Source organism: Leifsonia aquatica (genome assembly GCF_014190775.1).
Taxonomy (GTDB): domain Bacteria; phylum Actinomycetota; class Actinomycetes; order Actinomycetales; family Microbacteriaceae; genus Leifsonia; species Leifsonia aquatica.
Genome location: NZ_JACHVP010000002.1, coordinates 45,217 through 64,353 on the forward strand (window position 1 = coordinate 45,217; position 19,137 = coordinate 64,353).

Below are 19,137 nucleotides of genomic sequence, written 5' to 3' on the forward strand. Positions count from 1 at the left end.
GGATCGACCGGGACAATGTATCCGTCCACGAAGTCCTGAATCACCCCCGGTGCATCTGACGGCAACCCGGCTACGCGTACGCTCCGGTCCTCGTCTGTGCGCTCGCTTCCAGCCATGCCAACACCTCCGTCCGCTTGTAGAGCACAGTGCGTGGGGTCGGCTTGTAGAAGCGCGGGCCCTTCCCGTGATACCGGAGTTGGGCGAGCGCTGCGACCGACAGCCCGGTGAGTTCAACCACCTCAGCGGGCTGAATGAATTCTCCTGTCATCTCATCTCCTCCGTTTCGACAACTCAGGAGCTTTCCAATTGTTGAAACGACCATACCAAGAAATCCGTGACTTGACAACAGAGGTGGAGATAGGCTGTCGAAATGGCAGACTTTCGATCGGAGACCAGCATCGGCGCGCGCATCAGGTTGGCGCGTCGCGAACGCGGATTTCGCACGACGAGCGACCTGGCAGATGCGATTCCCGGCGGGAACATCACCCCCGCAATCCTGGAGAACATCGAATCGGGCAGGAAGGCCGACATCAGCGTCAGCCAGCTCCTGAACATCGCGCGCGGCCTCGACGTGCCGATCAGCATGCTGCTCTCGCCCATCGGCCGGCCCGACTCCCAACTCGACCTGCAAAACCTCGGCGAGGACTTCGACGGAATGACCGCGGCCGAGTTCGATTGCTGGCTTTCAGCGACTCCATCGAGTTCGTATCGGCCACGACGGGCCGCCGAACGCGTGGACATCTCCGTCCTGAGTTCACTCCGCGAGCTCGGCACCCTTCGACGCGAGTTCGACCGCCTTCGGATCGTTCGCGATGTCGGAGCGGCGTCCGGAGACTCTGATCTCACACTCGACGCAAGCGTCGAGGCACGCCTGGAGCTGGTCGAGCTCGAGCTGGAGCGAGTGGCAGCCCTTCTCACCTCTGCGGGCATCCAAGAGGTGGCTGCGACCTAACAGGAGGGCGAAATGGGCAGCGTTCTGTCATATGAGTCTGCCGGGGGCCGACGCTATCGCGTCATGTACCGAACCCCCGACCACCGCCAGACCACGAAACGAGGATTCAAGACCAAGCGCGAAGCGGAGCTCTACCTCGCCACCGTCGAGACGAACAAGGCCCGTGGCGAGTACATCGATGCAAGCGCGGCGAGGGTGACTATCGCATCCCTCGGAGTGGAGTGGCTGGCGAACCAGACGCACCTCAAGCCTTCCTCACTCCGCCCGCTCGAGATTGCATGGCGGCTCCAGGTCGAGCCACGCTGGGGAAGAGTTCCCGTCGGCGATGTTCGGCACTCGGATGTCCAGGCATGGGTAACCTCACTAAGCGCCGGCAGGTCGGCTACGACTGTCTTGCGGGCGTTCGGTGTCCTCGCCGGAATCCTCGACATCGCCGTGAAGGACCGGCGCGTGCCTGTCAACGTAGCCCGTGGATCGCGACTGCCGCGCAAGGTCCCCCGAGCTCACCGGTACCTCACCCACCAACAGGTTCACGACCTCGCCTACGCGAGCGGCAAACACGAAGCCCTCGTTCTCCTCCTGGCTTACACTGGCCTTCGCTGGGGCGAAGTCATCGCCCTCCGCGTGCGCGACGTTGACTTCACTCGTCGCCGACTCGCCATCTCGGAGAACGCGGTAGAAGTCGGTCCTGCCACCATCGTCGGAACTCCGAAGAGCCACAAGCGTAGGTCGGTACCGTTCCCGGCGTTCCTCATCGACGCGCTGGCCGGCGCAGCTGCAGGCAAGGAGCCGAACGACCTGCTCTTTTCCGGCCGGTTCGGTGAACACATGAAGCGCGCGACACGCGGGCAACGGACGTGGTTCAAGAGCGCACTCGACCGGGCCGGCCTAGAACCGATGACCGTCCACGACCTGCGGCACACCGCCGCCAGCCTCGCCGTGAGCGCAGGAGCCAACGTGAAGGCGGTGCAGAGGATGCTCGGCCACGCCTCCGCCGCGATGACGCTGGACGTTTACGCGGACCTCTTCGACGACGACCTCGACGCAGTAGCTGAAGCTCTGGACGGCGCAGCCAGACGCTCTGTCGAACGATCGCATCTCGCCGAGCGTCCGTCCTCAGTGATGAGAAGACCAGTAAGCGCCGCCAACGTACTTAGCTAGCTTGCCCAGCCCTTTGACGCCGGCCCCTAAAACAAGGATTGCGAGCACGAGAGCGAACCACGGGTAGGCAATGACATCTGCCACGATCGCGTTCCAGATCATGACGATCGCTTCCCATTTCGCAGCGCGCCACGTATCGAGAAGCCAGCCGACATCGATCATGTCCACATTGAAGCGGTAGCCGCCGCCAATCGAGCTTTCCGACGCTCGCGATCACACAAACATGCCCCGGATGACCGACTTCCGCCAGCGTTTGTTGTCAGTTTGTTGTCAAATCGAGTGGAGCCAGTCCGGCGCCAATCGCTCGATCCCAGTGATTTACTGGGATCGAGACGCATAATCTGTGGCGGAGGGCGTGGGATTCGAACCCACGAGACATTTCTGCCCACCAGTTTTCAAGACTGGCTCCATCGGCCGCTCGGACAGCCCTCCTGGCGCCGGAGACCGGCGTCGCCCGATTCTACCGAAACGCGCCCGTGACGCGGCGACTGCGCTGCCACGGTACGTTTGCGGCCCAGCGAGCGGGGGCAAACGTCCCGAACGACCGCAGTCGCGTCAGTCCTGGAACGGCTTGGAGCAGGTGACCTGGGCGGCCGTCTGGCCGTGCACGTCCGACGGGAGGGTGACCGAGCTGTCGGTCGCGGCGTCCGTCGAGCCGTCCGTCGAGCCGCCCGTCGGGGCGGCGGGCGCCTGGGTCGCGGTGTCCGTCGGGGCGGCGGGAGCCTGCGTCGCGGCGCCGCCTGCGGCAGCCTCCGAACCGATCCCGGTGTCACCGGTGAGGGTGACGGGCTGGTCGTTCTTCAGCGCCGACATCAGGGTGTCCGCCGCGTCGACGGTCGGCGCCACGCCGCCGTCCACGTAGTGGTTCGGGTACTGGACGAAGACGACCTTATTGACGTCGATGTCCTTCAGCGCCACGGCCATCGACGCGATGGTGGTGACGTTCTGGAGGCTGTCGGACAGCTGGATGTCGCTCACCGCAGCCTTCGCCAGCCCGTACACCTTGAGCGGGTTGGTCAGGGTGTCCGCACTCTTGATGGTGCGGACGAGCGACGAGAGGAAGACCTGCTGGTTGCTGATGCGGCCGAGGTCGGAGCCGTCGCCGACGCCGTGACGGGTGCGGAGGAACGCGAGAGCCTGCGAGCCCTCCAGGGTGTTGTCGCCGGCCTTCACATCCAGGCCGGTGTACGGGTCGGTGATGTCTCCGGCCACACACACCGGGACGCCGCCGACCGCGTTCGACATCTCGATCACGCCGTCGAACTCGATGACGCCGGCGTAGGGGATGTCGAGGCCGGTGAGCTTCTCGACCGTCAGCACGGTGCACGCGAGGCCGCCGTAGCTCAGCGACGAGTTGATCTTCTGCCGGCTCATCGCGTCGAAGCTGCCGCCCTGGGGGTCGGGGCAGGAGGGGATGGCGACGAACATGTCGCGGGGGAAGCTGATGACCGTGGCGTTCTTGTGGTCGGACGAGACGTGCAGCACCATGGTGACGTCGTTGAGGACCTCGCCGCGGTCGCCGTAGGCCGCGTTGCCACCGCCGCTGTCGGATCCCGCGAGCAGCACGTTGAACGCGCCGTCCATCGCACCGACCTTGGGGACGACGGCGTTGCCCTTGGCATCGACCAGGGTGACGGCCTTCTTCGCGGTCGCGGTGCCGGTGACGTCGAGGACCGCGTAGGCGGCGACGCCGGCGGTCGAGACGCCGAGCACGGCGACGACGGTGACGAGCACGGCGAGGATCGTGCGGAACGGGTGGTGCTGCTTCAGCCGGCCGTGGCGGGCGATGGTCGGTCCAGCGGACTTCTCCTGAGCACGCGCCTGGGCACGGGTGGGCACCTCGTTCATTCACTCCCCTTCACGGAAACGCATCGGATGCGCCGCGGGTCCACCGGGCACACTATCCACCAGCTTGGCAGATCACCCTGGCAGAAATCTGGACGACGCGGGCGAAATGCCTGATCCGGACAGGGAATCCTGAGCTCAGAGGCTGTCGAGCAGCTCGGCGAGGCCGTCTTCGACGACGGTGCCGACGACGCGCGAGGCGACCGCCTTGACCTCGTCGGGAGCCTGTCCCATCGCCGCGCCCACACCCTGGGACGCGGCCCAGGTGAGCATGTCGATGTCGTTGCGACCGTCGCCGACCGCCACGACATCGGACAGCGGGATGTCGAGCGCGGCGCGCACACGCTCCAGCGCGGTGGCCTTGTTGACGCCGTCGGGTGCGATGTCGAGCCACGCCGTCCAGCCGATCGCGTAGCTGACCTTGTGCAGGCCCATCCGCTCCACGATCGAGAGGAACTGCTCCTCGTCGTGCTGCGGCGAGACCACGACGACACGGGTGGCGGGATGGTCGGAGAGCTCCTCGAAGCTCACCTCTTCGGCGTTCACGAGCTCCCACTCGGTCATGCCCGCGGTGTAGCGGCGGAACCCCGTCGGGTCCTCCACCATGAAGCTGCCGCTCGGGAGGTGCGGCCGGATGGTGCGCAGCACCTCGGTCGGGTCGAAGGTCTCGACGAACTCGCGGCGGTAACCCTCTTCGACGGTGTCGTCGCGGCGCATCGTGAGCGCGCCGTTGGCGCAGACGACGAACGTGCTGTCGAGGCCGAAGGTCTCGTGGATGGGCCGCGCGGTCTCCCAGCTGCGGCCGGTGGCGAGCATGACCTCGTGACCGGCGGCGCGTGCCCGGGTCACCGCCTCGCGGACGGCGTCGCCGACCGTCTCGTCCTCGTGGATCAGGGTGCCGTCGACGTCGAGCGCGATGAGCAGGCGGCGGCCGGCGCCGTCGGGAGCGGAGGCGTTCACCGGGCGATCGGCTCCAGCACCTCGAGGCCGCCGAGGTAGGGGCGCAGCGCCTCCGGGACGCGCACCGAGCCGTCCTCCTGCTGGTGGGTCTCGAGGATGGCCACGATCCACCGCGTGGTGGCGAGCGTGCCGTTCAGGGTCGCGACGGGCGAGGTCTTGCCGTTCTCGCCGCGGTGGCGCACCTCCAGGCGGCGCGCCTGGAACGTGGTGCAGTTGGACGTGGAGGTGAGCTCGCGGTAGCGGCCCTGCGTCGGGATCCACGCCTCCACGTCGTACTTGCGAGCGGCGCTGGAGCCGAGGTCGCCGGCGGCGGTGTCGATGACGCGGTAGCTGAGGCCCAGCTCCTGCATCATCTCCTCCTGCCAGCCGAGCAGGCGGCCGTGCTCGGCCTCCGCGTTCTCGGGCAGGGTGTAGACGAACATCTCCAGCTTGTTGAACTGGTGCACGCGGATGATGCCGCGGGTGTCCTTGCCCGCCGATCCGGCCTCGCGCCGGTAGCAGGTGGACCAGCCGGCGTAGCGCAGCGGCTCCGTCACGTCGATGATCTCGTCGGCGTGGTAGCCGGCGAGCGCGACCTCGCTGGTGCCCGTGAGGTAGAGGTCGTCGGCCGGCAGGTGGTAGACCTCGTCGGCGTGGGCGCCGAGGAAGCCGGTGCCCTGCATGATCTCGGGCTTCACCAGCGTCGGGGTGATCATCGGGATGAAGCCGTTGCCGACGGCCTTGTCGAGCGCCATGTTCATCAGGGCGATCTCGAGGCGGGCGCCGATGCCGCGCAGGTAGGAGAAGCGGGCGCCGGCGACCTTGGCGCCGCGGGCCATGTCGATCGCGCCGAGCAGCTCGCCGAGCTCCAGGTGGTCGCGCGCCTCGAAGTCGAACGCGGGGATCTCGCCGACCGTCTTGATGACGACGAAGTCGTCCTCGCCGCCGGCGGGGACGCCGTCGATGATGGGGTTGCCGATGCGGCGGAGTACCTCGGAGAACCGGGTCTCGGCGTCGCTCGCGGTGCGCTGCGCCTCCTTCACCCGGCCGGCCAGCTCCTGCGCCTGGGCGACGAGCTCCTTCTTCTGCTCCTTGGGCGCCTGCGCGACCTGCTTGCCGAAGGCGTTCTGCTCGGCGCGGAGCTCTTCGAACGCGGTGATGGCGGCGCGGCGCTCGACGTCGGCCTGCAGGGCCTCGTCGACGACCTCCACGGAATCTCCGCGCGCCTCCTGCGATCGGCGGACGACATCGGGGTTCTCGCGGAGCAGGACTGGATCGATCACGTGCCCCAGCTTATCGACCGCGCCGCCGCGTCTCCTGGTTCTCCACAGGGAACAGGTAGCGTGAACCCCGTGAACGGATGGGGAGGGATGCGGGACGCGACCGTCGCCGTGATCTACAACCCGGTCCGCATCGACGTCCCGCGGGTGCGCGCCGCCGTCGAGGCCGCCGCCGAACGCGCCGGCGGAGTGGACCTCATCTGGTTCGAGACGACGCCCGACGAGGGCGGACAGGCACAGGCGCGGGAGGCATTGTCGCGCGGTGCGACGCTCGTGCTCGCCGCCGGTGGGGACGGCACCGTGCGCGCCGTCGCCGAGGCCCTGCGCGACCGCAGTGCGACGCTCGGCCTGCTGCCGTCCGGCACCGGCAACCTCCTCGCCCGCAACATCGGCGTGCCGTACGCGAATGTGGAGGAGGCGTGCGCCATCGCCTTCGACGGCGAGACACGCGCGATCGACCTCGGCGTCGCGACGGCGACCCGCGAGGACGGCGAGCGCACCGAGCACGCCTTCCTCGTGATGGCGGGAGTCGGGATCGACGCGACCATGATCGCCAACGCCCGGCCGGAGCTGAAACGGCGGTTCGGCTGGCTCGCGTACGTCGACGCGGGGTTCCGCGCGCTGCCCAAGGCGCGCAAGGTCCGCATCCGGTACCGCCTCGACGCCGGCCAGGAGCGGTCGGCGCACGTCAGCACCATCCTGATCGCCAACTGCGGCACGCTCCCCGGCAACATGGAGCTCATCCCGGACGGCGCGGTGGACGACGGCCTGCTCGACGTCGCCATCCTGCAGCCCGAGTCGGTCTTCGGCTGGCTGACGATCTGGCGCAAGGTGACGTGGGAGAACCGGGTGCTGCGCAAGAGCGCGCTCGGCCGTCGCATCATCCGCTTCACCGACCGCGCGATCCGCACCCGCCTCAGCTACCTGCGGGGAGCCGACGTGCGGCTGCGGATGGAACAGCCCGCGCCGTTCGAGCTCGACGGCGACGCGTTCGGCGACGTGGTCGCACTCGACCTGGCCGTCGACGAGGGCGGCCTGCGCGTGCGGGTCCCCCGCCGCGGCTAGCCCGGTCCGGCTTTCCTGAGCGCCGGAACTCCGGACGCGGAGCCGGGTGGAGGCTACAGCTCGTCGTCCTGCGGCTCGCCGTCGTCCTCCGCGCCGGCACCCGCGGTGCCCGCACGGCGGCGGCCTGCGAGCGCGGTGATGAAGAGGAGGGCGACCAGGGTCGCGAACCCGATCGTGATCATCGGCCCGGCGAGCACCCAGCCGATCTGGGTCAGCACCTGCATCCCGACGTCGCCCGCGGCTCCGTTGTAGCTGGTCGTGTAGGAGGCGTTGACCGCCACCGCGTAGATGACGATGCCGAGCACGACGAGCCCGGCCCCGACGATCCAGAGGGCCAGCATGAGCGGGTTGCGGCGCGGGGAGAGCTCGGCGCCGGCGAGGAGGCCCGGGCCGGCGACCACGACGGTCGCGGGTTCTGCGGCGAGCGCCGGGACGGGCGTCGACACGGTCGTGAACGGCACGGGGTCGGTCGCCACCGGGAGCTCGCCCGCGGGCGTGGCCGTCGCCTCCCACGCATCCTCGACGGTCTGCGGCGAAGAGCCTGCAGCACGCACGTCGGCGCGCGACCGGTCCCGGGTCGGGGCGGGGGTGACGGCGCGCACGCGGGTGCGGGCGCGCTCTCCGGGCTGCGGCCGGTAGCCGCGCTGGAACGCCGGGTCGTAGCGGGGGTCGAACCCGCCGGGACGGGCGGTGTCCTGCTCGTCGTCCGCGATCATCTCCGACCTCCTCCTGCTGCTGCGCAGCCTACCCCTGCGGGGCCTCCCCGGCGCCGCTCTCGGTGAGCGACGCGAGCCACTGCCTCGCCTCCGTGAAGACCTCGTCGCGGTAGCGCTGGTCGAAGTCCACCGGCACGCTGTCCGCACGCGGGTACGAGCCGAGGAACATCACCGAGGGACTGAACCGGCGCAGACCCAGCAGGGCATCCGCCACGCGCTCGTCGTGGATGTGGCCGTCGGCATCGATGACGAACCGATACCGGCCGAGGGCGTCGCCGATCGGCCGCGACTCGATCAGGCTCAGGTTGATGCCGCGGGTCGAGAACTGCTCCAGGAGGTCGAGCAGCGCGCCGGGACGGTCGTCCGGCAGCTCGGCGATGAGGCTGGTCTTGTCGGCCCCGGTCGCGGGCGGAACCGTGCGCGCCGTGCTCACCAGCACGAAGCGGGTGACGGCGTTGGGGTTGTCGCCGATGTTCTCGGCGAGCACGACCACGTCATGGTGGTCGACGATCCCGGGAGGGGCGACGGCGGCGTCCGCCGTGCTGCCCTCGAAGAGCGAGGCGGCCGCGGCGACGTTGCTCGAGGCGGGCAGGTGCCCGTGCTCGGGCAGGTGCGCGTCCAGCCACTGGTGGCACTGCGAGTAGGCGACGGGATGCGCGTTCACGGTGCGCACGTCGGCGAGGGTCGTGCCCGGCCGCGCCACGAGCACGAAGTTGACGGGCACCAGGTACTCGCCCACGATCCGCAGGCCCGGCACGGTCGCGAGGGCGTCCTGCGCGACCGAGACGCCGCCCTCGATCGAGTTCTCGATCGCGATCATCGCGGCCACGCTCCGGCCGGCGACGACGTCGGCGAGCGCCTCCCCCACGTTGTTCACGGCCTTCCACCGCTTGCCGCGCGCCCCCGGAACCTGGGCCAGCGCCGCCTCCGTGAACGTCCCGGACGGCCCCAGGAAGCTGTAGACCTCGTCGACGGACGCGGGCAGCTCGGCGGTGGGCTCGGCGGGGTCTGTGGACATGGCGTTCAGCTTAGCGATGAGCGCACTCCCCACTCCCCTCGGCCGGGCGACCGTGGAAGCATAGGGGCATGGATCCCCGAGCAGGCACCCCCGCGCAGCCCTCCGACCTCATCGACGTGGACGCCCTCCGCACGGCGTATTACGAGCTCAAGCCGGATGTGAGCATCCCCGAGCAGCGGGTGGTGTTCGGCACCTCCGGTCACCGCGGCAGCTCGTTGAACACCGCCTTCAACGAGGATCACATCGCCGCCACGACGCAGGCGATCGTGGAGTACCGCACGGGCCAGGGCATCACGGGACCGCTGTTCATCGGCGCCGACACGCACCTCCTGAGCGAGTTCGCGATGACGACCGCGCTGGCCGTGCTGGTCGGCAACGAGGTGCGCGTGCTCGTGGACGAGTTCGACGACTGGGTGCCGACGCCGGCGGTGTCGCACGCGATCATCGCGTACAACAAGGCCGGGCACCCCGACCAGGCGGACGGCATCGTCGTCACGCCGAGCCACAACCCGCCCGCGGACGGCGGCTTCAAGTACAACCCGCCGCACGGCGGCCCGGCCGACACCGACGCGACCAGCTGGATCGCGGCGCGCGCCAACGAGATCATCGCCGGCGGGATGCGGGACGTGCGCATGGCCGAGCCGAGCGGCGTCGAGACCTACGACTTCCGCGGCAAGTACGTCGACGACATCGAGAACATCATCGACGTGAAGGCGATCCGCGAGAGCGGCATCCGCATCGGCGCCGACCCGCTCGGCGGTGCGAGCGTGCACTACTGGCAGGCGATCGCGGAGCGCTACGAGCTCGACCTGACCGTCGTGAACCCCGAGGTCGACCCGGCGTGGGGCTTCATGACCCTCGACTGGGACGGCAAGATCCGGATGGACCCGTCGAGCCCGTCGGCGATGGCATCGGTGGTCGAGCGCCGCGCCGACTACGACATCCTCACCGGCAACGACGCCGACTCCGACCGGCACGGCATCGTCACGCCCGACGGCGGCCTGATGAACCCGAACCACTACCTCGCCGTGGCGATCGACTACCTGTTCCGCACGCGGACGGGATGGCGGGAGGATGCCGCGGTCGGCAAGACGCTGGTGTCGTCCTCCATCATCGACAAGGTGGCGGAGTCGCTCGGCCGCCGGCTGTGGGAGGTCCCGGTCGGCTTCAAGTGGTTCGTCCCCGGCCTGATCGACGGCTCGGTCGGCTTCGGCGGCGAGGAGAGCGCCGGCGCGAGCTTCCTGCGCTTCGACGGCTCGGTCTGGACGACGGACAAGGACGGCATCCTGCTCGCCCTGCTCGCCAGCGAGATCCGCGCCGTGACCGGCAAGTCGCCCTCGGAGCTGTACCGCGAGCTGACCGAGCGCTTCGGCGACCCGGTCTACCAGCGCGTCGACGCCCCGGCGACGCCCGCGCAGAAGTCGGCCCTCGGCAAGCTCGACGGCGACGCGATCGCCGCGACCGAGCTGGCGGGCGAGCCGATCACCGCGAAGCTGAGCCGCGCACCCGGCAACGACGCCCCGCTCGGCGGCGTGAAGGTGGAGACCGCGACCGCGTGGTTCGCGGCGCGCCCCAGCGGCACCGAGGACGTCTACAAGATCTACGCCGAGAGCTTCGCCGGCGAGGAGAACCTGCGCGAGGTGCAGGAGGAGGCCAAGCGGATCGTGGGCGACGCGCTCGGCTGACCAGCGCTAGTCGCGGCGGACCAGGATGGCGAGCGCGTCCCCAACGGGCGCGGCGCCGTGCTCGTCGCGGGCGGCGCCGACGATGCGGGAGACGGCGCCGGCCGAGGTCGCCGAACCGCGCACGCGCGACTGCAGCACGCCGAGGCCGGCCTCGCCGCCGAGCGCGTCGAAGACGGCGTCGCTGATGACGAGCAGCGCCTCCCCCGCGCCGAGCGAGACGGAGTGCTCGGGACGCTCGCCGGCGATCCCGAGCGGGAGGGTGGAGGTCTCGAGCCGCTCGATGTCGCCCGTGCCGCGCACGACGAACGCGAGGCCGTGGCCGGCGTCGACGAAGCGCACGACACCGTCTCTGTCGACGCGGGCGTGGAAGACGGAGGTGTACGCGGCCAGCCGGTCGAGCTCCTCCTCGATCATGCGCGACGCCTCGGCGACCGCGGGCTCCAGATCCGCGAAGGCGGTGGCGCTGCGCAGGGCGGCGCGTACCGAGGCGGCGATGATGGCGATCGGGCTGCCGGTGCCGACCACGTCGCCGACGGTCACGGTGAATCCGCCGTCCGTGTCGTACCAGTCGTAGAAGTCGCCCGCGATGCGCTCGCCCGGCTCGCACGCGGCCGCCACGTCGTACCCGCGTGCGGTGGGCTTGCGGCGCGGGAGGAGCGCGCGCTGCACGACGGCCGTGCGGTCGAGCTCCTCGTCGCGGTCGAGCTCGGCCTGCACCCAGTCGGCGAGGTCGCGCAGCAGGCGCTGCTCGCCGCCGGTCAGGGTGCGCGGCTCGGTGTCGACGACGCAGAGCGTGCCGACGGCCTCCCCGCCGGGCGCGTGGATGGGCTCGCCCGCGTAGAAGCGCAGGTGCGGGTCCCCCGCGACGAACGGGTTGTCGCGGAAGCGCTCATCGGCAGTGGTGTCGTCGATGATCACCGGGGCGTCGGTTCGCACGGTGAGGTCGCAGAACGAGGCCTCGCGCGGCGCCTCACGGGTGAGCCCGAGGTGCGACTTGCGCCACTGGCGGTCGTCGTCGAGCAGGGTGATGCTGACCATCGGGACCCCGAACAGCTGCTGCGCCATCCGGGTGATCCGGTCGAACCGGTCCTCCGGGGCCGTGTCGAGGATCTCCAGAGCCTCCACCGCGCTCTGCCTGCGCAGTTCCGCCTCCAGCGTCCCTACCGCCTCGATGGTCATCCGGCCTCCCGTCGTCACGTCCGTCAAGCCTATCGACGGGAGGTTCGGAACCGGCAGGCCCGGCGGATGTCAGTGGTAGTCGGCGCCGCCCGGGCAGTGGAAGAACTCCTCCAGCGTCGTCACGCCCGTGGCATGCATCTGTGTCGTGAGCGGCAACCCGACGTAGCGGAAGTGCCACGGCTCGAAGGTGAACCCGGTGACCGGGACCTTGTCGGCCGGGTAGCGCAGCAGGAAGCCGAAGCGCCAGGCGTTGGCGGCCAGCCACTGCCCCTGCGGGGTGTCGGCGAAACAGGCGGAGAGCGAGCAGCGCGCGGGCACGGCGCTGATGTCGACCGCGAGTCCCGTCTGGTGCTCGCTGTGCCCCGGGCGCGCGGTGTCGGTGTCGGCGTACGCCTGCCCGTTGCGCGCGACGTCGTCGTCGTAGACGCGGGTCTGGGAGTCGAACGAGCGGTAGGCGCTCTGCACCGAGAAGTCGAGCCCGGCCTCCTGCTTGCCCGCGTGGAACATCGCGACCAGCGCGTCCGCGACCTCGGGACGCATCGGCTGGCGGTTCACATAGGTGACGTCCGGGTAGACGAGGTCGGGCGGCGTGAAGGCGAGCGGCTGGAGGGCGCGCGGCTTGTTCACGACGACCCAGCTGCTCGCGGGGTCGTCGAACGACTGGGCGGAGGCGTCGAATCCCGCGGCGGTCGGTGCCGGGACGACGGACGGCGTCGGCCGCGGATGCGGGCGCGGGTCCGGATCGGTGTGCGGCCGGTGGTGGGTCGGCCGGCCTCCCGCCTGGCTCGACGGCACGGCGGCGCAGCCTCCGAGCGCGAGCAGCACCGCGAGGGCGCCGCCGGCGATGGCCGCGCCCAGCGTCGTCGCCCGTAGGCGGGTCACCCCCGAGATCACGCGCCGAGCATAACGCGTCCCGATGGGAGGGACGCGCGCGCCGGGCCGCTACTTGGACAGGCTCCAGAAGTGGCCGATGGCACCGGGGTGGTCGACGGTGATCGTGGTGTCGAGGTCGCGGTAGTCGGTGTCCTCGTTGTGCCCGACCATCTTGATCTGGATCTTGCCGTCCACGTTCTGCACGGAGGAGACGATCTGCACGTGATCGAGCGAGTCGTTGTCGTTCCAGTCGAACATGACGATGTCGCCGACCTTGATCTTGTCGCGCTGGTCGAGCGGGTACTCGGTGAGGCCGAGGGAGGCCGCGTTCGCCTGGAAGTAGGCGTCCATCGAGGGCACGTAGCCCCAGGCCGGGCTCCAGTCGGCGGCGGCGTTCTTGTTGTACCAGTCGTCGTTCATCGTCCACCCGCGGGCGATGAGGGTCTGGCTGACGAAGTTGGCGCAGTCGCCGCCCACCGAGTTGAGGTCGCCCCACTCGGCCGAGTTGTAGTTCTTCCAGTACGTCATCGCGTAGGCGAGCTGCTTGTCGACCGGGGTCTGCACCTGGTAGTCGTACGTCTTGCCGTCGGTCGCGACCGCCTTGCCCGACTTGTCGGTGACGGCGATCGGTACGGAGCCCGCCTGGAAGCTCTGCGAGGCGGGGACGGCGACGGTGACCTTGTCGGCCGTGGCCGCGGTCACGGCCGCGGGCTGGGTGCCGATCTGCACGCTCGCCACGTTCTGGAGGTTCGAGCCGGTGAGGGTGATGGTGCCGCCGGAGACGCTGCCCGCGGCGGGCTCGACGGCCGAGACGCTCGCGGTGTCGGGCGTGGCCTTCGTGGTCGCGCCGACGAGGGCCTTCGTCGCGGGGGACGGCTCACCGGCGCATCCCGTGAAGAGGAGCGCGGCGGAGGCCGCCACGGCGATCACGCCGGCGATGCGGCGGGATCGAGGGCGGTGCGGGCCGCGTCCGGGGGAACGCAGCGTGGAGATGAGAGAACTCATACGTCCTTCGGAGGGGATTCGGAGGGTGACGGGTTCGGGTACTCATCACGGTACGCCTCCTACCTATGCGCCACCTGGACGGGGGACATCCGGCGGCGTAGCGTCGCGGGAGTTCCGCATGATTCCGCGGATCGCGTGCGTGCGTTCGCCCCTCGCGAACGCGCGCGGGAACGTGGTCCCCGCGTTGCTCGAAGACGCGCACCGGGTGTAACTTTGCACTCTCCGCAAAAATCTTCACGACTCTCACACCGGTGTGACGCCCGAGCGCCGGGCGTCGCGCTTTCGACTCTCGACTCGGAGTTCAATGTCCAGCACTGCCCCCGCGGCTCCCGCCGCACCCAAACCGATCATGTCGCACCGGCAGATCCTCTTCGTGATCTTCGGTCTCATGGCCGGCATGTTCCTCTCGGCCCTCGACCAGACGGTCGTCGGCACGGCCATCCGCACCATCGGCGACGACCTCCACGGTCTGAGCCAGCAGGCGTGGGTGACCACCGCGTACCTCATCGTCTCGACCATCGCGACGCCGATCTACGGCAAGCTCTCCGACATCTTCGGCCGGCGCCCGCTGTTCATCTTCGCGATCGTCGTCTTCATCATCGGCTCGATCCTCGCCAGCTTCTCGACCTCCATGATCGAGCTGGCCGCGTTCCGCGCCATCCAGGGCCTCGGCGCCGGTGGCCTGATGTCGATGCCGCTGGCGATCATGGGCGACATGCTCGCCCCCCGCGAGCGCGCCAAGTACCAGGGGTACTTCCTCGCCGTGTTCGGCATCTCGAGCCTCATCGGCCCGCTGGTCGGCGGCCTGTTCGCCGGCGCGGACCAGATCCTCTGGATCGCCGGATGGCGCTGGGTCTTCCTCATCAACGTGCCGATCGGCCTCATCGCCCTCGCGATGGTCCTGCGGTTCCTGCACCTGCCCAAGCGCGAGCGCGGCTCGGTGCGGATCGACTGGTGGGGCGCGACGGCCGTCGTGGTCGCCCTCGTCCCGCTGCTCCTCGTCGCAGAAGAGGGTCGCGAGTGGGGCTGGGACAGCGTGGGGGCCATCGGCTGCTACGTGCTCGGCGCCATCGGCATCCTGGCCTTCATCCTCATCGAGATGCGCATGAAGGACGACGCGCTCATCCCGCTGAAGCTGTTCCGCTCGAACACCTTCTCGATGGCCACCATCATCGGCGTCTTCGTCGGCTTCGGGATGTTCGGCGCCATGCTGACCCTCCCGCTGTACCTGCAGCTGGTGCTCGGCGCGACCCCGACCGAGTCGGGTCTGCAGATGCTCCCGATGATCCTCGGTCTGATGATCTCCTCGATCGCCTCTGGCCAGATCATCGCGCGCACCGGTCACTACCGGCAGTTCCCGATCATCGGCACCGCGCTGCTCTCCGGCGGGTTCTTCTACCTGACCTTCATCAAGTACGACGACTCCTACTGGTTCATCGCCGGCGCCATGCTGCTCATCGGCCTCGGCCTCGGCCAGCTGATGCAGACCCTCACGATCGCCAGCCAGAACTCGGTCGGCGTGCGGGACATGGGCGTCGCGACCAGCGCGTCGACGTTCTTCCGCCAGATCGGTGGAACCCTCGGCACCGCCGTGCTCCTGTCGCTGCTGTTCACGGTCATGCCGGGCAACATCAAGTCGTCCCTCGCGGACGAGCCGACGCTGAACAGCGCGCTGAACGCCGCGCTCGACCCGGCCGTGGCCCAGGCTCCCGAGAACAAGCAGATCATGGAGCAGAGCTACAACAAGATCGTCTCCGGCATCGAGGACAAGACGACGGCGGGCCTCCAGGCCGGCGTCACCAAGGCGCAGGACGCGGCCAAGCAGGCCGTGGCCGACGCCGTGGCTGCGGGCCAGATCCCGGCCGCCGCTCAGGAGCAGGCGACCGCCGCCGCCGTCGAGAAGGCGACCGCCGCGGCGGGCACCGCGATCACGGCGAAGGCCCCGTACGCGACCGTCGCCCCCGACGGCACCGTCACGCTCGACTTCTCGAACGACACGGTCCGTCAGGACTTCGTCGACACGGTGGCCCCGAGCCTGTCGAGCAGCCTCAAGAAGTCGACCGCGGCCACCGGCAGCGGCAACCTCGACGACACGTCGTTCCTCAACAACGCCGACCCGCGTCTGGCCAAGCCGTTCCTGGTGGGCTTCAACGCCTCCGCGATCCAGGTCTACTGGGTGGCGCTGATCGTGGTGCTGATCGCGTTCGTGCTCACCTGGTTCTTCAAGACCCCGCCGCTGCGCGCCAAGTCGGCTCTGCAGGAGGCCGCGGACGCGAAGGCGGAGAAGGACGCCGCCGACCGCGAGGAGGAGGAGAACGAGGACGTCGGGATCCTCGCCAGCCGCGCGGCCGCCGAGGTCGGCGCGCTGATCGAGCCCGGGGCGGACACCGCCTCGGTGCGCGCCCAGCGCCCGCAGGCCTCCGCCGGCGAGTAGCACCGCACCAGCAGCTCAGCCTCGATGGCCGTCGTCCCCCGGGACGGCGGCCATCGTCGTCTCCGGGGCCGTCCTGCGCAGGACGAGCGGTGCGGCGACGCCGTGGAGCAGGATGCTGCCCACGACGGTCAGCACGGTGACGCCCAGCACGTCGCCGCTGTCGGCCTCCGGGAGGCGGTTGAAGGCGAGGAGGCCGAAGACGATCGACGCGGTCCCCCGCGGCCCCAGGAGCCCCAGGAAGGTGCGATCGCGCCAGCCGATCGGCGAACCCAGCATCGACAGATAGACGGGCACCGCGCGGAAGGCCGTGAGCGCCAGCACCGCGATCACCAGCAGGCGCCAGTCGATGCCGTCCGCGATCACGGCCGTCGTCATCCCGCCGAGGATGAACCAGACGAAGTTGGAGGCGACGGCACTGGCCTCCTCCACGAGCAGGAGCTCCTCGTGCGGCACCGAGCGCAGCTCCGTGCGCCGCGTGCGTGCCACGCGGTAGATCGCGCCCGCCACGAACGCCGCGACGAACCCGTTGGCGCCGAGCCCGTGGAGCGTCGCGATGCCGTAGGCGAGCAGCGGCGTGAGGAGCGTGACGAACCGGATGCCGGTCGAATCGGCCCAGCCGCGGCGCGCGGCCCAGCGGGTCAGGAGGCCGAACGCCCCTCCCAGCAGGACCCCGACCACGACGGCGGACAGGGTGGCGGGCACCGCCCCGAAGAAGGCGTCGAAGAAGTCGGTGAAGTCCTTCTCGAGCTGACTCTCGTCGCCGGCGGCCTCCCCTCCCGTGTCGACGATGCGGAGGAGGGTGGGGAGCGCCACGGCGATGGCCAGCGACATCCCGAACACCGGGGAGACGAGGCCGTCGTTCCAGCCGCTCTCGACGTTGAGGATGCGGCGCACACGAGCCGGGATGCGCTTCGAGCGGAGCAGGGCGGTCGCCGGCGCGAAGTCCGTCGGCATCACGATGCAGGCGATCACGATCAGCACGAAGACGCCCGTCTGCGGCAGCAGCCAGATGCCGGTGACGACCACCAGCGCGAGGGAGAGCGGCAGGGCGATGAGCACGAGGCGGGCGAGCGAGCGACCCTCCCCGCCGAAGAGCCCGCCGCGCACCTCGCACGCGTCGACGAAGAGCAGCACGGCCAGGATGAGCTCGACGACGTGCTGGGCCACGTCGCTGTCGATCGCGTCGGTGAAGGCGGAGACGTTCGGGAGCACGACCAGGGCGCCGAGCACGGCGAGACCCGCCGGGCCGGCGATGCCGACGCGGTCGAACCGGTGCGCCACGAGCGACCAGAGGGCGACCGCGGCGAACCCCAGGAGGATGATGATCGGCATCCACGGACTCCCCTCGTCGTCGTCCAGTCTGCTCGGCGGACGCCCGGCCACCGGGACCGGACACGAGTCCGATCAGGTCACGATTAGGTCACGGCGTGGAGGGAGGCGCCGCCGAGTCCCGCGGAATTCCGCGGTCCTGAGTTCCCCGTGTTTTCAACGATGAGAGCGCGATCACGGCTGCGCTTGACAATGCCACCTGACTCGTTCTAGATTCTCCAGCAACGCGTGAGAGCGCTCTCACGGTCGCGAACTGAGAGCGCTCTCACAGCGCCTCATCAGACCCAGCACACACCACAAGGGAGTGAACCGTGAAGCTTTCACGACGCACCAAGGTCGCGGCCGCCATTGCCGGCGCCGCGTCCTTCGCCCTCCTCGCCGCCGGCTGCTCATCCAGCGGCAGCGACGGCGGGAGCAGCTCTGACCCCATCACGCTGACCGTCACGACGTTCGGCACGATGGGCTTCGACAAGCTCTACTCGCAGTACGAGAAGGAGCACCCGAACATCAAGATCAAGGCGACCAACATCGACACCGGTGACAACGCCCTGACCGACTGGCAGACCAAGGAGGCGGCCGGCAGCGGCCTCCCCGACGTCCAGGCCGTCGAGGAGGGCTGGCTCTCCAAGGTCATGCAGGTCTCCGACCAGTTCAACGACCTCAAGGACTACGGCGCCGACAAGATCAAGGACCGCTGGGTCGACTGGAAGCTGAAGCAGGCCACCGACAAGGACGGCCGCATCATCGGCTACGGCACCGACATCGGACCGGAGGGCCTCTGCTACAACAGCAAGCTCTTCGCCGCGGCGGGCCTGCCGAGCGACCGCGACTCCGTCGCCAAGCTCTTCGGCGGCGACAGCGCAACCTGGGCCGACTACTTCAAGATCGGCGAGCAGTACAAGGCCGCGACCGGCAAGGCCTTCTACGACCAGTCCGGCTTCCTCTGGAACGCCATGGTGAACCAGCAGCCCGAGGGCTACTACACCAAGGACGGCAAGCTGAACATCGAGGACAACTCCGACCTCAAGGCGCTGTGGGGCCAGCTGGCCGACGGCGCAGCGGCCGGCCTCTCCTCCAACCAGACCCAGTGGGACTGGGGCAAGGGCAAGGCGTTCACCGACGGCTCGTTCGCCACGTTCGTCTGCCCGGGCTGGATGCTCGGCGTCGTCAAGGGCCAGGTCGAGGCGGGCGGCGGCAACGCCGACACCGGCTGGGACTTCGCCAACGTGTTCCCGGGCGGCGCGGCCAACTGGGGCGGCTCGTTCCTGACCGTGCCGAAGCAGTCGAAGCACCCGAAGGAGGCGGCCGACCTCGCCGCCTGGCTGACCACCGCCAAGTCGCAGGTCGCCACCTTCCAGGCCGCGGGAACCTTCCCGTCGGTGACCGCAGCGCAGAGCGACCCGGGCGTGACCGGTGAGAGCGACCTGACGAAGTTCTTCGACAACGCTCCGATCGGCCAGATCCTCGGCGAGCGCGCCAAGGGCGTCGTCGCCCAGTACAAGGGCCCGGACGACTCGGTCATCCAGTCGCAGGTCTTCGGCCCGTCCGTCCAGGAGCTCGACTCCGGCAAGGCGAACGGCGACCAGGCCTGGGCCAACGCCATGACGCTGCTGAACCAGCTGGTCGTCAACAAGTAAGCACGACCCTCCCGGGCCC

16 protein-coding genes and 1 tRNA gene are annotated in these 19,137 nt (G+C 69.5%); 6 read left to right on the forward strand and 11 right to left on the reverse strand.

Annotation, left to right across the window (positions count from 1 at the left end):
- Positions 1–370: 370 nt before the first annotated feature.
- Both FHX33_RS10065 and FHX33_RS10070 read left to right on the forward strand, forming a co-directional pair.
- Positions 371–952, forward strand: a complete 582-nt coding sequence (locus FHX33_RS10065; RefSeq protein WP_021763917.1) for a helix-turn-helix domain-containing protein — start codon at positions 371–373, stop codon at positions 950–952.
- A 12-nt stretch (positions 953–964) separates the two neighbouring features.
- Positions 965–2,113 carry a site-specific integrase gene (locus FHX33_RS10070; protein WP_051337012.1) on the forward strand — a complete coding sequence of 383 codons (1,149 nt, stop codon included), beginning with the start codon at positions 965–967 and terminating at the stop codon, positions 2,111–2,113.
- Here the strand turns inward: FHX33_RS10070 and FHX33_RS10075 are convergent.
- The 5 genes from FHX33_RS10075 to serS form a co-directional block, all read right to left on the reverse strand.
- Complete coding sequence (locus tag FHX33_RS10075; protein ID WP_155829060.1) at positions 2,069–2,275, reverse strand: hypothetical protein; 207 nt, start codon at positions 2,273–2,275, stop codon at positions 2,069–2,071. The genes FHX33_RS10070 and FHX33_RS10075 overlap by 45 nt on opposite strands.
- A gap of 182 nt (positions 2,276–2,457) precedes the next feature.
- Positions 2,458–2,545: transfer RNA gene (locus FHX33_RS10080), tRNA-Ser, on the reverse strand.
- 123 nt (positions 2,546–2,668) lie between these two features.
- Positions 2,669–3,961, reverse strand: coding sequence for an LCP family protein (locus FHX33_RS10085; RefSeq protein ID WP_183428460.1), 1,293 nt, complete (start codon positions 3,959–3,961; stop codon positions 2,669–2,671).
- A gap of 135 nt (positions 3,962–4,096) precedes the next feature.
- Positions 4,097–4,918 carry an HAD family hydrolase gene (locus tag FHX33_RS10090; RefSeq protein ID WP_021762442.1) on the reverse strand — a complete coding sequence of 274 codons (822 nt, stop codon included), beginning with the start codon at positions 4,916–4,918 and terminating at the stop codon, positions 4,097–4,099.
- On the reverse strand, positions 4,915–6,180 hold the full coding sequence (gene serS, locus FHX33_RS10095) for a serine--tRNA ligase (protein ID WP_021762441.1): 1,266 nt from the start codon (positions 6,178–6,180) through the stop codon (positions 4,915–4,917). Before serS ends, FHX33_RS10090 begins: the two co-directional genes overlap by 4 nt.
- Positions 6,181–6,249: 69 nt before the next feature.
- On the opposite strand from serS, the gene FHX33_RS10100 reads away from it, so the two are divergent.
- The gene (locus FHX33_RS10100) at positions 6,250–7,242 is read left to right on the forward strand and encodes a diacylglycerol/lipid kinase family protein (protein ID WP_338092019.1); all 993 of its coding nucleotides are present in this window, start codon (positions 6,250–6,252) and stop codon (positions 7,240–7,242) included.
- 53 nt (positions 7,243–7,295) lie between these two features.
- Here FHX33_RS10100 and FHX33_RS10105 read toward each other — a convergent pair whose 3' ends face one another.
- Both FHX33_RS10105 and pheA read right to left on the reverse strand, forming a co-directional pair.
- A complete protein-coding gene (locus FHX33_RS10105; protein WP_183428461.1) occupies positions 7,296–7,958 on the reverse strand; it encodes a hypothetical protein in 663 nt (220 codons plus the stop codon).
- A gap of 28 nt (positions 7,959–7,986) precedes the next feature.
- Positions 7,987–8,976 (reverse strand): prephenate dehydratase, encoded by a 990-nt coding sequence (pheA, locus tag FHX33_RS10110; RefSeq protein ID WP_021763219.1) that lies wholly within the window; start codon positions 8,974–8,976, stop codon positions 7,987–7,989.
- A 68-nt stretch (positions 8,977–9,044) separates the two neighbouring features.
- Here pheA and pgm point away from each other — a divergent pair, with 68 nt between their 5' ends.
- Entirely contained in the window at positions 9,045–10,661 is a 1,617-nt protein-coding gene (gene pgm, locus FHX33_RS10115; protein WP_021763218.1) for a phosphoglucomutase (alpha-D-glucose-1,6-bisphosphate-dependent), read from the forward strand.
- Positions 10,662–10,667: 6 nt separating this feature from the next.
- On the opposite strand, the gene FHX33_RS10120 is transcribed toward pgm, so the two are convergent.
- The 3 genes from FHX33_RS10120 to FHX33_RS10130 are packed head-to-tail and all read right to left on the reverse strand — an operon-like array spanning position 10,668 to position 13,718.
- The gene (locus FHX33_RS10120) at positions 10,668–11,858 is read right to left on the reverse strand and encodes a PP2C family protein-serine/threonine phosphatase (RefSeq protein WP_338092020.1); all 1,191 of its coding nucleotides are present in this window, start codon (positions 11,856–11,858) and stop codon (positions 10,668–10,670) included.
- 51 nt (positions 11,859–11,909) lie between these two features.
- Entirely contained in the window at positions 11,910–12,734 is an 825-nt protein-coding gene (locus FHX33_RS10125) for a M15 family metallopeptidase (RefSeq protein WP_338092021.1), read from the reverse strand.
- A 48-nt stretch (positions 12,735–12,782) separates the two neighbouring features.
- A complete protein-coding gene (locus tag FHX33_RS10130) occupies positions 12,783–13,718 on the reverse strand; it encodes a DUF1287 domain-containing protein (protein WP_051337026.1) in 936 nt (311 codons plus the stop codon).
- Between the two features lie 304 nt (positions 13,719–14,022).
- On the opposite strand from FHX33_RS10130, the gene FHX33_RS10135 reads away from it, so the two are divergent.
- Positions 14,023–16,152, forward strand: coding sequence for an MDR family MFS transporter (locus FHX33_RS10135; protein WP_183428462.1), 2,130 nt, complete (start codon positions 14,023–14,025; stop codon positions 16,150–16,152).
- A gap of 15 nt (positions 16,153–16,167) precedes the next feature.
- Here FHX33_RS10135 and FHX33_RS10140 read toward each other — a convergent pair whose 3' ends face one another.
- Positions 16,168–17,484 (reverse strand): cation:proton antiporter domain-containing protein, encoded by a 1,317-nt coding sequence (locus FHX33_RS10140; protein ID WP_021762698.1) that lies wholly within the window; start codon positions 17,482–17,484, stop codon positions 16,168–16,170.
- A gap of 308 nt (positions 17,485–17,792) precedes the next feature.
- On the opposite strand from FHX33_RS10140, the gene FHX33_RS10145 reads away from it, so the two are divergent.
- A complete protein-coding gene (locus FHX33_RS10145; RefSeq protein ID WP_021762699.1) occupies positions 17,793–19,118 on the forward strand; it encodes an ABC transporter substrate-binding protein in 1,326 nt (441 codons plus the stop codon).
- The last annotated feature ends 19 nt before the right edge of the window (positions 19,119–19,137 follow it).